Raw genomic sequence first — 13,029 nt, 5'->3', positions numbered from 1 at the left:
CGCGGCGCGCGCAGGCGGCCGCCGCGGCGTGGCCGCCGCGCGCGAGCCGGATGCCGTCGATCGGCGCCTGATCAATGCCCTGCAGGGCGATTTCCCGCTGAGCGCCACGCCCTTCGCCGACGTCGCCGCCGCGCTGGGCCTGAACGAGGCCGAGGTCATCGCCCGCATCCGCGCCATGCTGGACGACCGTGTGCTGACGCGCTTCGGGCCGATGTTCCAGATCGAGCGCATGGGCGGCGCCTTCTGCCTGGCGGCGATGGCCGTGCCGGAGGCGCAGTGGGAGGCCGCGGCGGAGGCGGTCAATGCCTTTCCCGAGGTTGCGCACAACTATCGGCGCGAACACCGCCTGAACATGTGGTTCGTGCTCGCCACCGAGCGGCCGGGCGGCATCGCCGACGCGGCGCGGCGCATCGAGGCGGCCACCGGCCTGCCGGTGCGCCTGTTCCCGAAGGAACGCGAGTATTTCGTCGAGATGAAGCTGGAGGCCTGATGACGATGCCCAAGCGCAAGGCTGCCGCCGCGGCCGTCATTCCATCCGCCGATTCCGCGCCCGGCCTTGCCGCCGCTGGCACGCCGCTGGACGAACTCGACCGCCGCATCGTCGTTGCCACCCAGGACGGCCTGCCGTTGGTGGCGCGTCCCTATGCGGCGCTGGCCGAGCAACTCGGCTGCGACGAGGAAACCCTGTGCGCGCGCCTGGCGCGCATGCTGGAAAGCGGTCGCATCCGGCGCATCGGCGCGGTGCCGAACCACTATGCCATCGGCTACACCGCCAACGGCATGAGCGTGTGGGACATCGACGATGCGCTGATCGACGCCGTCGGCGAGCGCGTCGGCGCACTCGAATTCGTCACCCACTGCTACCGTCGCCCGCGCCACTTGCCGGACTGGCCCTACAACCTGTTCGCGATGGTGCACGCCGCCTCGCGGGACGCGGCGCTGGCGCGCGTGGCCGAAATCGCCGCCTTGCTCGAACGCGAATTCCGCGGCGCCTGCCGGGGGCGCGACGTGCTCTTCTCGGCGGGCATTCTCAAGAAAACCGGGCTCAGAATCGGCGGCTGAGCCGGGGCGCGAAGGCGGCTGGATACGCGCTGCGGGCTGCCGGCCGCGGCGACCCGGCCCTCCCATTAAGGCGCGGTGGTCAGGCGCAGCGTGACACGTTCCACCGTCTTGCCGAACAAGTGGTAGCCCGACCCGCCCTCGGCGAGGCGTTCGAGCAGTTCGTCCGCTTCGAGCACCCGCGTGCCGCCGAGCACGGTGACGCCGCGGCGGGCGAAGGGCTCGGCGATCAGTGTGGCGGTGGGCCCGATCACCGCCGCTTCCGCCCCCGGCCGCAGCAGCCGCAGAAGGCCGTCGAGGGTACCGTTGATGAGCGTCGTGCCGGTGGTGATGAAAACCTCGACCTGCGGCACGATCTCCGGCGCGCGGTCGGCTGGGGCGTAGAAGGGCAGCTCTTCGGGCTTGAGCGTTTCCGGCGCCAGTTCCAGCACGTGGAAGGGCTGGCCGCGGCGGCGCAGTTCGCGCATGTAGGGTGGGAAGGCGCCGACCAGGGCGACGCGCTGGCCGGGCAGGATGGTCAGCGCGTCGAAGGCGTCTCCCTCGCGCAGTTCGGCGCAGGCCGGCCCGCCGTCGCGCAGCCACAGCGTCTCGGCCAGGGCGTTGAGCGTGGCGATGGCCAGCGTCCGGCGCAGGTCTTGCGGCCGATACAGGTCTTCGAGTATCTGGACCACCGGGCGGCCGGCGATCTTGCCCGGCGTCGGCATGGCCTTGGCGGAGCTGGGGCAGCACACTGCTTCGGGCACGCCCTTGATCGGCGTCGCGCACAGGCCGCCGGCGCCGTTGGAGAGCTTCACGCCGGTGAAGAAGATGCCGAGCACGGCGCGCTCGATGGCCAGCCGGCCGGCCTCGTCGCCGAGGCGTTCGAGCACGGCGGCGTGCAGTTCGGCGAGCAGGGTGTCGGGCCGTCCGGCGGCGGGTGCCGGCTTCAGCGTGGCGGCGGGGGAGGTGTCGTCCATGTGCGTTCTCCTCAGCGTTCCGGGCAGCGGGCGAAATGCAGCTTGGTGACGCCGTAGTCGCTCTCCAGGTCGGCGCGTTCGGCGCTGCTCAGGCCGGCGTTTTCGAGGCGTGTGCAAAAACCTTCGACATGGCACAGGGGGTGGCTGTCGGTCAGCACCGCCTTGTCGAGCTCGCGCAGGCCGCCGGGCGCGGTCTCGCAGGCTTCGAGGCAGAACCAGTGGGCGAGCACCAGCTCGCCGCCGGGGGCCAGGGTGGCGGCCAGTGCCGCCAGCGCGTCGGACATCGCGCGCCGTACCGGATAGAGGGCGTGGAAGACGACGACCTGGTCGAATACGTCCGCCGGCGGTTCGAGCGGCGAGCCGGTGACGACGCGGCAGCGGTTGCCGGACGGGCTGGCGCCGAGGGTTTGCTGCGTGCGCGCGAGTGTGGAAGGCGCGACGGCGACGGTGATGTCGGTGTCCGGAAAGTGTCCGGCCAGGGCCGCGGCGAGCAGGCCGTCGCCGCCGTCGATGCACAGCAGGCGGGCCGGCGCCTCCACGCCGTGGCGTGCCGCCAGATGGCGGGCGAGGTGGCAGGCGTCGCCGAGGAGGGGGTGCTGCGCCGGTGGCGGCACGACTGCCGCCACCGGCTGCCAGGCGTCCGACAGGAAGCGGGCGAGGTCGGACCAGCCGTTGGCGGGGGCGAGCAGGCCGTCGATCGCCTGCGCCTGGTGCCACGGGCTGCTGGCGCACAGCACGGCTTCCATGCCCGGCGCCAGCGCGTAGCGGTGTTCGTGGCAGGCCAGCAGGCCGAGGTCTTCCAGCGCTTGCAGAAAACCGCCCAGGTGGGCGCCACGCAGCCCGGTGGCGGCGGCGATGGCGGATTTTTCCGCCGGCCCGTTGTCGCCGAGCCAGTCGAACAGGCCGCTGGCGAAGCCCGCGCGCAGGATCTGAAAGGCCTTGAAGCCATCGGCGATGCCGCGCAGCGTGGCGGCAGCGGGCGGCGGCGCCAGATTGGAGAGGTCGAGTGCGGCGGGGGCGTGAGCCTGGGTGTCCATGGGGTTCTCCTGCGTGTCCGGTGGGGATGTCGGGAATGTCGGGCGTGTCGGCAAAGGAGGCTTTACCCGCCGTTGCCGTCGAGAATCCAGCGGATGTCCTGATCGGAGATGCCGTACTGGAAAAAGCGTTGATAGAAGCTGCGGATTTCGTCTTCCAGGCCGATGCGGCCGAAGCGCTCCGGGTGCAGCAGGCCGGCGGCCCACAGCACGGTGAGCGGTTGTTCGATGGTTCGCTGGCCCCACGAATGGGCGCCGATCGGGGTGGCATGGACCCTGCCGTGCCTGACCGCGGCAAGCCGGGCGAAGCGCTCGTCGCGGTAAACGGCGGCCACCTGCTCGGGAGAATTGACGATGAGCACGTCGGGGTCCCACAGCAGGAGTTGTTCATGGGTGTAGTGCGCGCTGCCTTCGCCGGCCAGGGGGGCGGTGACGCTGCGCCCGCCCGCCGCCTCGATCCACCAGTTGGCGATCACCAGCGGCGTGGCCATGGTGCCCGGGTTGAAGTACAGCACCTTGGGCCTGTCGGCCGGCGCGACGTCCGCCAGTGTTTTGCGGACGCGCTGCAGCGTGGCGTCGAAGTAGCGCAGGTAGTCTTCGCTCTGCGGCACGCGGTCGAGCGCGCAGCCCAGCAGTCTCATGCTCGTCTCGATGTCCTGGGCGTGCCGCCATTCGATGACCATCACCGGCATCCGAGCCGTCTCCAGCGCCCGCGCGCTGGGTGTGTCCATCGTGATGACGAGGTCCGGGGCGAGGCCGAGCAGGGTTTCGAGATTGACCCCGCCGCCCGCCTGCCCCTGCAGCACGGGGCGCTCGGCGAGCCCGGGCGCGATCTCGCCCTGTAGCCGCCAGCGCGCGGTCTGCGTGAAGCGCGGCGGCAGGCCGTTCACGATCCGGTCGCCGAGGCCAAGGGCGAACAGGTAGCCGTTGATCACGGGCACCGAGCCGACGGTGGCGATGCGCTCTATCGTTGGCGGCAGGACGACGGTCCGCCCCGCCATGTCGACGATAGACCGCGTCTGCCCGGTGTCGGCGCTGCAGCCCGCGGGCTCGCCCGCCGACGCCGCGCCAGGGCCGGCGCCCCACAGGCAGGCCGCCAGCGCCAGGCTGCATAGCGCAGCCTTCCGTCCGATCGTCATGCTTCGCTCCTGTCCGTGGCGGCGGCCCCGCGGGGGCGGTGCTCCGCCGCCATGCCGTTTCACCTCAGAAGTTGTAGATCAGCGTCGCGTGGATGTTGCGCCCGGGGTAGGCGTAGGCGTCTTCCGGGACACGGCCGAGATAGGAGTAGGTCTTGTCGAACAGGTTGTTGATGTCCATCTTCAGATCGACGCTGTTGGACGGTCCGCTTTCCCACAGGCGCTTGCGCACGCTCAGGTTGGCCACGGTGAACTTGCCGAAGCCGACCAGCGGGCCATCGCCGACGTTGGCGCGGCCGCCGTACTGCTTGCCGTAGTAGTTGAAGTTGAGATGGCCCGAGAGCTTTGCCGCCGCATGGCTGAAGCCGAAGCCATAGCCGATGGCGGTGTCCGGCATCCGCGTGATGGGCCACCACTTGCCCAGTAGCCCGGGGCCGCCCTCGTCGATGACTTCCTTCTTCCGCGTCATGTGGACGGCATTGATGTACGGGCGCAGCTCCAATCCGCCCAGCCCGGGGAGATCGCGCAGCGTTCCGCTGGCCTGGATTTCGATGCCTTCCTGGATGCGCCGGTCCACGTTCATCATCACGCGGCCCTGCACCCCCGAACCGTCGGCGCGGACGCCGGGGTAGATGTAGATGTTGTCCTTGACCTCGTAGTAGAAGTAGGTGCCGGACAGGCGCCAGAGTTCGCGTGCGATGTCGAAGCCGATTTCGAAGGCGTCGGTGAATTCGGGCTTCAGCCGCGGGTCGCCGGGTGCACCGTAGTCTTCGTAGAAGCTGCTGGCGAAGAGCTGGCGCCCGGACGGCGCGCGCCAGCCCTGGGTGTAGTTGGCGCGCAGCTTGAGCCCGTCGGCCGGCAGGTAGCTGATGCCGAAGGTCGGCGACACGTGGTCGAAGCTGCGGCTGGTGGGCAGCTGGCTGCGGTCGGTGATGCCCCGGCCGCTGAAGTAGGGAACGCGCTCGTAGTGCTCGTCGCCCACCGACAGGTCCTTGGCCCGTGCGTGCTCGTAGCGCAGGCCGCCGGACAGGTTCAGGCGTCCGTCGTCGAGCTTGAGCGTGCCGACCAGGAAGGCGCCCCACAGCGTGGTGGAACTGGTCGAGTGCATCGGAAAGCCCAGGCCCGCCCATTGGGGATCGCGTCCGCCCGGCTGCAGGAAGGCGCCGCGGGCGGTGGAAGAGTTGTCGAGCTCGTACTTGATGTAGTCGAGGCCGCCGGTGAGGTCGAAGCGCTCGGAGGTGTAGGTCATGCTGCCCTGGGCACGCTTCGAGCGTGCTTCCTGCCCCTTGGGGTAGCGCGAGCTGGCCTCGTAGGTTTCGTACAGATCTTTGCCCCAGCCGATGTTGCCGCGCCACGACAGCCGGCCGTTTTCGCTGGCGCCTTCGTAGTTCAGGTGCAGGAGCTGGGTTTCGCGGTCGGTGTAGCTGTTGTCGCGGATTTCGCCTTCTTCGTCGACGTAGGACGGCCGGTGGGCCTGGTCGACGGCGTAGTGGTAGCCGTCGATGCCGATGCGATGGCGCTCGTTGAAGCTGTAGCCGAGGTTGAAGTTCGCGCGTTCGGTGCCGTCGGTGCGGGTGTTGTGCACCCGCTTGCCGTCGCCGTCGCGGTAGTCCCTGCGTACGGTGCCGTGTTCGTAGCCGAAGGCGTAGTCGAAGGCACCGGACTGGCCATCGATGTCGACACCGGCGCGCGAGGTGTCGTGGCTGCCGTAGCCCAGCCGCGCCGAACCGCTGATGCGCTCCGGGCCGCCGCGCCGGGTGACGACGTTGATGATGCCGCCGGGCGAGCCCATGGAATACTTGAACATCTCCGGGCCGCGCAGGATCTCGACCCGTTCCACGTTGTGCAGCGAGATCTGCCGGGTGTTGGCCACGCCGGAGCGCCGGCCGTCGATGAGGATCAGGAGCTTGCCGTTGGCCTCGGTCATCAGGTGCTCGGTCTGGAAGCCGCGCAGCAAGGTGGTGTTCTCGCCGTGATCGGTCGGCGTAGCCTCGACCGTGATGCCCTGTTCGATCAGCAGTTCGCTCAGGTTCTCGGCGGAGGAATGCTCGATCGTCTCCTTGCCGATGAGGAAGGCGCTGGTGGCCCGCTCGCGCTCGTGCTCGGTGAATACACCGGAATCCACCACCACCGGCGGCAGGACCGGGGCGTTGCCGGACTGGGCCAGCGTCATCGTGGGCAGCAACAGCAGGACTGAAACTGCCGGTATGCGACAGGACATCATCTTCTCCCTTTGATCATTTCGTGCATGGAAAACCGGATGCGGGGCGCCGTTTCATGGCCGGCACTCCCTGGCAAGCGGCCGGAAGGCGATGCCGCGGCCGTCGGCGCCGCGCATCAGCGCCACGCGGACGCCGTACAGGTGGTGGATGGCGTCGGGCGTCAGCACCTCGCCGGCAGGGCCGTCGGCGGCGATGCGGCCTTCGCTCAGCAGCGCCACACGCTGGCAGCCGCTGAGCGGCTGATTCGGGTCGTGGGTGGTCATCAGCACGCCGTAGCCTTCCGCGGCGAGCCCTTCCAGGCGGTCGAGGAGCCTCACCTGGTTGCCGTAGTCGAGCCCGGCGAGCGGCTCATCCATCACCAGCAGGCGTGCTTCCTGCGCCAGCGCGCGAACGATCAGGGCCAACTGGCGTTCGCCGCCGGATACCTCGGTGTAGGCGCGTCCGGCCAGGTGGGCGATGCCCATGTGTTCGAGCAGGCGGCGCACGCAGGCAAGGTCGCCCGCGCCCGGCGCCTTGAGGATGCCGGTGGCCGGCAGCCGGCCCATCAGTGCGACCTGCTGCACGGTGTAGGGGAAGGGGGCGACGTGCACCTGGGGCACGTAGGCGATGAGCTGCGCCAGTTGGCGGCGGTCCCGCGCCGCGAGCGGCTGGCCGTCGAGCGTCACCACCCCCTGTGCGGGGCGCTGCAGCCCCAGCATGATCCTGAGCAGCGTGCTCTTGCCTGCGCCGTTGCAGCCCAGCAGGCAGACCAGTTCGCCGGGGGCGAGGGCGAGGCTGGCGCCGGCCAGCACGGGCCGGCCGCGGTAGGCGAAGCGGATGTCGCGTGCGGCGAGGATCATGTCCACCCCCGTCGCACGCGGCGCAGCACGATCAGGAACACCGGGATGCCGAGCAGTTCGGTGACGATGCCGATCGGCAGCTCGGTGGTGAACAGGTTGCGCGCCAGGCCGTCGGCAAAGAGCAGGAAGGCGGCGCCCAGGCTCGCCGAGGCCGGCAGCAGCAGCGCATTGCCCGGCCCCACCAGCAGGCGGGCGATGTGCGGCACGATGAGGCCGATCCAGCCGATCATGCCGGCGATGGACACCGTCATCGCCGAGATCAGCGTGGCGGCCGCGATCGTCACGAGGCGCACTGCCGTCACCGGCACGCCGAGCGCGCGCGCCTCGTCGTCGCCCATCGACAGCGCATCCAGCGCGCGGCCCATCAGGCACAACAGGACGATGCCGGCCAGCATCGGCGCGGCGGCCCAGGCGATGTCGCCGGTGGTGGCCTGGCCCAGGCTCCCCATCAGCCAATAGACGATGGCCGGCAACTGGCTGTAGGGGTCGGCCACGTACTTCACCATCGTCAGTAGCGACGCGAACAGCGCGCCGCTGAGAATGCCGCCGAGGATCAGCATGATGATCGAACCGCCGCCGAACGCATGGGCGATGCCCACCGCGATGCCCACCGCGGCGAGCCCCAGTGCAAAGGCGCCGGTCTGCACCAGCAGCCAGTTGCCGTCCAGCAGGATGCCGAGCGCGGCCCCCGCCGAGGCGCCGGCCAGCACGCCCAGCAGCCCCGGCGACACCAGCGGGTTGCGGAACAGGGCCTGGTAGGCCGCGCCCGAGACCGACAGCGAGGCGCCGACCAGGATGGCCGCCAGCACGCGCGGCAGGCGGATTTCGACGATCAGGTTGTGCAGCAGCGCGTAGCGGTCCGGCTCCATCGGCGCGAGGCCCGCGGCGGCCAGCAGGAAATGCAGCGTTTCCCAGGCCGGCACCGGATAGCGGCCGATCGACAGCGCGATCAGCGTCGCGGCCAGTGCCAGCAGGGGGGCCACCACCCAGCGCAGATGAATGTGCGGCAGCGCGGCGGTGAGGGCGGAGGACGGCGGGCTGGCTTCGTTCATGTGCCGTTCGCGCGGTACGGGGCTGGGGCGGCGGACGGGCGCCCGGTCGGGGTCATTGCCGCCGCAGCCCGCCGGCGATGCCGGCAAACCAGGTCTCGAGCGCGGGCAGGCTGGCCGGCAGCTCGGCTGCGCCGCCGCCAGTGAACCAGCGCCAGTCGAGCAGGTAGGCATCGGCGACGACGGTGAGCAGCGGCCGGCCTTCGCTCAGCAGCGCGAGCATTTCGTCGGCGAAACCGCCGCCACCCGCTTCCAGCGCGCCGAAGCGGTTGGCGATGGTGAGGTCGGCGCCATCCTGCAAGGCGCGGCGCAGCACGATGCTGGCGGCCGCGACGCCGCCCGAATCCAGACTGCACGAAGTCGAGCCGCTGCCAAGGCGCTGGAACAACGGAAAGGATGCTCCGTTGTCGAGATCGATGAGCAGGGTGTGTTCCTTGCCCTCGCCGCCGGACTGCTGCTGGACAACCCCGCACACCTTCCAGCCGCGCTTGCGCAGGGAAAACGCGAAATCCGCAAGCAGCCCGTCGACCGAATCATGGTGGGCATGGACGATGGCCGCGGCGGGACAGGGAGGCGCCGTGTACCGCGAGGCGGAAGCGCTGGATTCGATCTCTTCGTTCATGACAGCCCGGCCGGGTGAGCGGGGTGGACTCGTCGCGCAGGCGCCCGAGCGAGTCCGCGAATGATTGGGTGGATCGAAATATACAGCCGTATACTACGGTTGGGACTTGATTCAGGTTAAGGCGCGGGCGGTGTTTTGCCGCAAGGTGCCGGATCCATCACGAGCTTGAGTTCGGCCTGAGAATCAGGCCGCGCAATCTGGGCTGGACAAGCCTCAGATCTTCGCAAGCGTTCCGCCCTCACGGATTGGCTGGGCCTGGGACTACGCCCGATGTTTGAAAACAGGGTGCTTCCGGTCAGTGGAGACGTGATGTTCAAATGGCGGCTACTGGTGGAGCAAGGGCGCAAAGTGGGCCACATATTCCCGCAGCCGGATCTCATCATTGCTGCGACGACGCTGCACCATGGATTGGCGATTGTGTCCCGCGACGAGGGAGCTTATGCCAAAACAGGCGTGACGCTCGTCAATCCTTGGCAGGAATCAGAATAGTTCCGCAATACCACCACAGCCCGTCCGCACTGTCTCCGTCCACTCAGCCGAAGAGGGCTTCGGTGCAAGCACGCCGACCGTTTGGAGCACCGGTGTGCCGGTCCCGTGCAATGTTCGGGATTCTGTGCAGACTGCGTTCTCGCTCGACATCAGTTGCCTTTGCATATAGGCGTCTATCCTGCTATGTTGGTAAGTGCTTATAAGGAGATCATCATGTTGAGCACCACCCGCTGGACGGTTTCCGTTTCCAAGGATACGGACATCGCTGTGCGCACCCTTCTGGCGCAGCGCGGCATGAAGAAGGGCGACCTCTCGAAATTCATCGAGGACGCCGTCAAATGGCGAGTGCTCGACCAGACGATCACCGACGCCCGCGCGCAGTTTGCTGGCATCTCCGCCGATGAGCTGGAAGCCTTGCTGGCCGATGCCGTAATCGCCGCCCGCACGTCCACGCGCTCCGATTCCTGAGCCGTGCGACTCGTTGTCGATACCAATATCCTGATCAGCGCCCTGCTGATCGAAACCAGTCTGCCTGCACGCCTCATCCTGCTGTGGCGGCAGGGGCGGTTCGACCTGGTGAGCAGCGCCGAACAACTCGACGAACTGATGCGCGTCACGCGCTATCCCAAGGTGCGTGAGCGGCTGAATCCGGCACTGGCGGGGCGGCTCATCAATCAACTGCGCGAACTCACCATCATGACGGGGCGGCTTCCCGTCGTCACCGCCTGCGCCGATCCTTACGACAATTACCTGCTGGCCATGGCCGAAGCGGTAAGCGCAGACTTCCTGCTCACCGGCGACAAGCGCGACCTATTGAGTATGCAATGCCACCAAGGCACCCGAATCATCACTGTGCGCAATTTTCTGGAGCAGCAGGGACATTTGCCGCACGGTTAGCCGCGGCAAGGGTGTTTGCCGCGTTTGGCAAAAATTGCCAACGCCTGCTGGGCGCGTTTGATTATTGTTTCACTGAGCCTTTCAGCTTCTTCATGAAGTCCAGGAAATGCGGCCAGAATTCGGAGAACAGAGGGTTGCTGCGATTCTCCAACACCGCTTCTCCGAACAGCTTCTGTCCGACCACAAAAGCTGCCGTCGTTTGCGCATCCAGCAATTCGCGACGGCGAACCATTTCGACGATGCCGATAATTTCGTCATGACTGCCTGCCTCGAACACCAGCGGCTCACGCTGTTGCGGATTGCCGTCGGCATCGGCGAGATATTCAAGCGTGACGCGATAGCGGTGTTGTTTCATTGATGTGCTCCTGATCGATGAATGTGGTAAAGCGCCATGCCGAGTGAAACTGCCGACCCAATATCACATGCCTAGGCCCCTACGACGCGGACGCTCGGACCATCGCCTTCGTTCCAGCGGAACAGGACGAGGTGCGAAAGTCCCGGGCGCTTGCGTGAGGGATCGATCAATCCATTGGCGCCTGCTTCGATGAGCTGATCGCGCACCGTCCATGAGCTCGGAGTGCCGCCCGACGTCGCGATGTCTTGCCACGGAGCGACGGCGTCGGCCAGGTCGATGCCGAGCTTCGCCAACGCGGATGAATCCCGAAGATCGATGATGCCGGTTGACTCGACCTCGATCTCGATAATCTCAAGTGACGACGAACGCGCGTCCTTGTGCGCGATCATTGCGGCCTCGACGCCGTCGACGGACGAGCTCAGATAGAGCGTCGGTTCCTCAGGCCTTGAGTATCGCCCTGCCGATCGGGACCCCGTGATCGCATATTCACGGAACTGCGGATCGATCGCTCGGTAGAAGATGCCACGCAGGACCGGGATGAACACGGAGTCCTGGGTTGGAACCGTAGCTTCGTGTGATGCCTCCGAATTCTTGGCAGACGCTTTGATCTTCAAGCATGCCTCCGAAGGCGCAGCAGGATTGGCGTCGCTCGCGGCGAGCATAGCAGACGGTGGGTGAGGATCGGCAGGCAGGGTCTTGGCGCAGGCGGACAACTCTTCGACCAGATGGGCGGCCGATCACCGGCGAGATTTCACCTCGCGGCCTGCAACTCGCGTGCAGACTTTGCCAATTCGATCAGTGCAGTCTTTTCCGCTTCGCCAGGCTCGACGCCGGCGGCCCAGGTGAGCTGGATGACAAGGCCGTTCTCGACGAAGCTGGTTTCGGCGCGCGGATTGCCGCTCTTGCAGGCAAACGACAGCTTCGCGTCCTTGTCCAGTTCCGGCACGTCGCGGGTTTGGCAATCTCCGGCGCGCAGCGCATCGGGTGAGAGGCCGCCGCGCGCCTCCATCGCAGAAAGCAGCAATACACGCGATTGCTTGTCCAGCGCCATGCAACTGTTCTCGCCATGCACCTGCACCTTGTATGGCTTGCCGCCGAACAGCTTCTTCAGGTCGCCTTCGTCGAACCAGGGGCAGGTAACCGCCTTGCGCTGCATGTCCGCGTCGTTTGCGCCGCGCAGTGCGAACTGACCGAGTCTCGAGGCGGCCTGCACGTCGGCTTCCGTCACCGCACGTTGCAGGCTCAACATGACGGTGAGGACCAGGCGGTCCTTCTGCGCGGTGATCGAGGTGGTGCGCGAGCCTTGCGCGCTGCCGTCCTTCGGTTCGTAGCGGCTCATGCACAGTGGACAGAGCGAGTCGATATCGCTGCGATTCGGTGAGGCCGATTGGCTGTGGACACCGCATTTGCCATGTTGTGAATTACCTATGCGTCGAATATGTCAGCGGCAACGTCATATCCTCAATCCCAGGGGCGATTAAAATCTCCTCTCCGACACGCCATGACTACTTATAAAACCCTGACTGTACAAGCTAAAGCGATGCTGGGTAGTCAATTTTCATATGCATAAGTCAAAACTATTGCATAATCGCGGAACTCTGCTAGTATAAATATGCAGTTAATTATCATTCTCATGGAGGGTGCATGGCCAGTCAACTCATCAGAAGATCACTCCCCATCCTACTGATCTGCTTAGGAGCTAGTGGCTATGCATCCGCGGAGCAGGTAATTTCCCCGACATGGAACATGTGGATGTTCTCAAGGGCCAACTGCATCAACAATGAAACTATTTCATTTGAGTATTTTCTGAACGAGTACTGGAGTATGGAAATACTATCTTCCCACTCCAACTTTGAAGCAGGGGAAGGTAGCCCTTCAGAGCTATTTTTCTATGAACCTCAGACAGTGACATATCGAGCAGCGGCTGTTAACTGGGGGGGAGGTCTTTTTGGTTACTGGCACGTTTTTGGGTGGCATGGATTAGGCCCCGCATGGGGCACGATATTAGATGAAGCATATCAATTAATCGGCCAAAATTGCCCAGATGATAATTTTAGCTGGAGCTTTATAGGCGGAGGTCACGAAATTCGTTATGTCGGCCAATGCAAAATAACATACACCGACTCATGCTGGTAAAGCCGGTAAAATAATCATGAAAAAATATTCAATTTCGCTAAGAATTTCTATCGTATTATTTATAATGCATTCATCTTTCGTCGCTCAAGCCGAAATAGAAACAGAATTTCCATCCCCTTCGCAGATCAAAACTCCACCAAACATAAGCGCTGCTGCGCAAGTGACCTGCCCCCACTGGCCGTACCAGTGATTACTGACAAAGCCCGGGGTTGAAGGGTACTGCGTTGTTGGCCTG

15 protein-coding genes are annotated in these 13,029 nt (G+C 65.9%); 5 read left to right on the top strand and 10 right to left on the bottom strand.

Annotated features, from left to right (window positions below; all coding sequences use genetic code 11):
• A partial coding sequence (locus C666_RS16650) for an Lrp/AsnC family transcriptional regulator (protein ID WP_004343905.1) occupies positions 1–490 on the top strand: 490 nt, incomplete at its 5' end.
• On the top strand, positions 490–1,062 hold the full coding sequence (gene ahbB / locus C666_RS16645) for a siroheme decarboxylase subunit beta (RefSeq protein WP_004343904.1): 573 nt from the start codon (positions 490–492) through the stop codon (positions 1,060–1,062). The genes C666_RS16650 and ahbB, both read left to right, overlap by 1 nt.
• Positions 1,063–1,127: 65 nt before the next feature.
• Here ahbB and C666_RS16640 read toward each other — a convergent pair whose 3' ends face one another.
• From C666_RS16640 to C666_RS16610, 7 genes are all read right to left on the bottom strand, one after another.
• Positions 1,128–2,015 carry a DUF364 domain-containing protein gene (locus tag C666_RS16640; RefSeq protein WP_004343903.1) on the bottom strand — a complete coding sequence of 296 codons (888 nt, stop codon included), beginning with the start codon at positions 2,013–2,015 and terminating at the stop codon, positions 1,128–1,130.
• An 11-nt stretch (positions 2,016–2,026) separates the two neighbouring features.
• Positions 2,027–3,052, bottom strand: coding sequence for a methyltransferase family protein (locus C666_RS16635; protein WP_004343902.1), 1,026 nt, complete (start codon positions 3,050–3,052; stop codon positions 2,027–2,029).
• Between the two features lie 62 nt (positions 3,053–3,114).
• The gene (locus C666_RS16630; protein ID WP_004343901.1) at positions 3,115–4,188 is read right to left on the bottom strand and encodes an ABC transporter substrate-binding protein; all 1,074 of its coding nucleotides are present in this window, start codon (positions 4,186–4,188) and stop codon (positions 3,115–3,117) included.
• 64 nt (positions 4,189–4,252) lie between these two features.
• Positions 4,253–6,406 carry a TonB-dependent receptor gene (locus C666_RS16625; protein WP_162173251.1) on the bottom strand — a complete coding sequence of 718 codons (2,154 nt, stop codon included), beginning with the start codon at positions 6,404–6,406 and terminating at the stop codon, positions 4,253–4,255.
• 54 nt (positions 6,407–6,460) lie between these two features.
• On the bottom strand, positions 6,461–7,246 hold the full coding sequence (locus C666_RS16620) for an ABC transporter ATP-binding protein (RefSeq protein WP_004343898.1): 786 nt from the start codon (positions 7,244–7,246) through the stop codon (positions 6,461–6,463).
• Entirely contained in the window at positions 7,243–8,298 is a 1,056-nt protein-coding gene (locus C666_RS16615) for a FecCD family ABC transporter permease (RefSeq protein WP_154666121.1), read from the bottom strand. Before C666_RS16615 ends, C666_RS16620 begins: the two co-directional genes overlap by 4 nt.
• Before the next feature lie 52 nt (positions 8,299–8,350).
• Positions 8,351–8,917, bottom strand: coding sequence for a DUF2478 domain-containing protein (locus C666_RS16610; RefSeq protein WP_004343896.1), 567 nt, complete (start codon positions 8,915–8,917; stop codon positions 8,351–8,353).
• Positions 8,918–9,187: 270 nt separating this feature from the next.
• Between C666_RS16610 and C666_RS16605 the strand changes: the two genes are divergently transcribed.
• The 3 genes from C666_RS16605 to C666_RS16595 all read left to right on the top strand — a co-directional run bounded on the left by C666_RS16605 (position 9,188) and on the right by C666_RS16595 (position 10,303).
• The gene (locus C666_RS16605; RefSeq protein WP_154666120.1) at positions 9,188–9,406 is read left to right on the top strand and encodes a PIN domain-containing protein; all 219 of its coding nucleotides are present in this window, start codon (positions 9,188–9,190) and stop codon (positions 9,404–9,406) included.
• 213 nt (positions 9,407–9,619) lie between these two features.
• Positions 9,620–9,874 carry a ribbon-helix-helix domain-containing protein gene (locus C666_RS16600; RefSeq protein WP_004343894.1) on the top strand — a complete coding sequence of 85 codons (255 nt, stop codon included), beginning with the start codon at positions 9,620–9,622 and terminating at the stop codon, positions 9,872–9,874.
• A 3-nt stretch (positions 9,875–9,877) separates the two neighbouring features.
• Positions 9,878–10,303, top strand: a complete 426-nt coding sequence (locus tag C666_RS16595) for a putative toxin-antitoxin system toxin component, PIN family (RefSeq protein WP_004343892.1) — start codon at positions 9,878–9,880, stop codon at positions 10,301–10,303.
• 61 nt (positions 10,304–10,364) lie between these two features.
• Here the strand turns inward: C666_RS16595 and C666_RS16590 are convergent, their stop codons facing one another.
• From C666_RS16590 to C666_RS16580, 3 genes are all read right to left on the bottom strand, one after another.
• The gene (locus C666_RS16590) at positions 10,365–10,658 is read right to left on the bottom strand and encodes a DUF3861 domain-containing protein (RefSeq protein ID WP_004343890.1); all 294 of its coding nucleotides are present in this window, start codon (positions 10,656–10,658) and stop codon (positions 10,365–10,367) included.
• Positions 10,659–10,729: 71 nt separating this feature from the next.
• Positions 10,730–11,272: an RES family NAD+ phosphorylase gene (locus C666_RS16585; RefSeq protein WP_004343888.1), complete on the bottom strand. Its 543-nt coding sequence runs from the start codon at positions 11,270–11,272 to the stop codon at positions 10,730–10,732.
• Positions 11,273–11,409: 137 nt separating this feature from the next.
• A complete protein-coding gene (locus C666_RS16580; RefSeq protein WP_004343887.1) occupies positions 11,410–11,997 on the bottom strand; it encodes a hypothetical protein in 588 nt (195 codons plus the stop codon).
• Between the last annotated feature and the right edge of the window lie 1,032 nt (positions 11,998–13,029).

It is taken from the genome of Thauera linaloolentis 47Lol = DSM 12138, assembly GCF_000310205.1.
In the GTDB taxonomy this organism is placed as follows: Bacteria; Pseudomonadota; Gammaproteobacteria; order Burkholderiales; family Rhodocyclaceae; genus Thauera; species Thauera linaloolentis.
The sequence above is the reverse complement of the archived record's forward strand: the minus strand, read 5'-3'. Positions and strand labels throughout refer to the sequence as shown.

Excerpts from the sequence above, each read along its gene's own strand:
- C666_RS16580 (WP_004343887.1), bottom strand. The coding sequence starts at position 11,997 with ATGAGCCGCTACGAACCGAAGGACGGCAGCGCGCAAGGCTCGCGCACC.
- C666_RS16590 (WP_004343890.1), bottom strand. The coding sequence starts at position 10,658 with ATGAAACAACACCGCTATCGCGTCACGCTTGAATATCTCGCCGATGCC.
- C666_RS16600 (WP_004343894.1), top strand. The coding sequence starts at position 9,620 with ATGTTGAGCACCACCCGCTGGACGGTTTCCGTTTCCAAGGATACGGAC.
- C666_RS16640 (WP_004343903.1), bottom strand. The coding sequence starts at position 2,015 with ATGGACGACACCTCCCCCGCCGCCACGCTGAAGCCGGCACCCGCCGCC.
- C666_RS16610 (WP_004343896.1), bottom strand. The coding sequence starts at position 8,917 with ATGAACGAAGAGATCGAATCCAGCGCTTCCGCCTCGCGGTACACGGCG.
- C666_RS16625 (WP_162173251.1), bottom strand. The coding sequence starts at position 6,406 with ATGTCCTGTCGCATACCGGCAGTTTCAGTCCTGCTGTTGCTGCCCACG.
- C666_RS16605 (WP_154666120.1), top strand. The coding sequence starts at position 9,188 with ATGTTTGAAAACAGGGTGCTTCCGGTCAGTGGAGACGTGATGTTCAAA.
- C666_RS16630 (WP_004343901.1), bottom strand. The coding sequence starts at position 4,188 with ATGACGATCGGACGGAAGGCTGCGCTATGCAGCCTGGCGCTGGCGGCC.
- C666_RS16615 (WP_154666121.1), bottom strand. The coding sequence starts at position 8,298 with ATGAACGAAGCCAGCCCGCCGTCCTCCGCCCTCACCGCCGCGCTGCCG.
- ahbB (WP_004343904.1), top strand. The coding sequence starts at position 490 with ATGACGATGCCCAAGCGCAAGGCTGCCGCCGCGGCCGTCATTCCATCC.
- C666_RS16620 (WP_004343898.1), bottom strand. The coding sequence starts at position 7,246 with ATGATCCTCGCCGCACGCGACATCCGCTTCGCCTACCGCGGCCGGCCC.
- C666_RS16635 (WP_004343902.1), bottom strand. The coding sequence starts at position 3,052 with ATGGACACCCAGGCTCACGCCCCCGCCGCACTCGACCTCTCCAATCTG.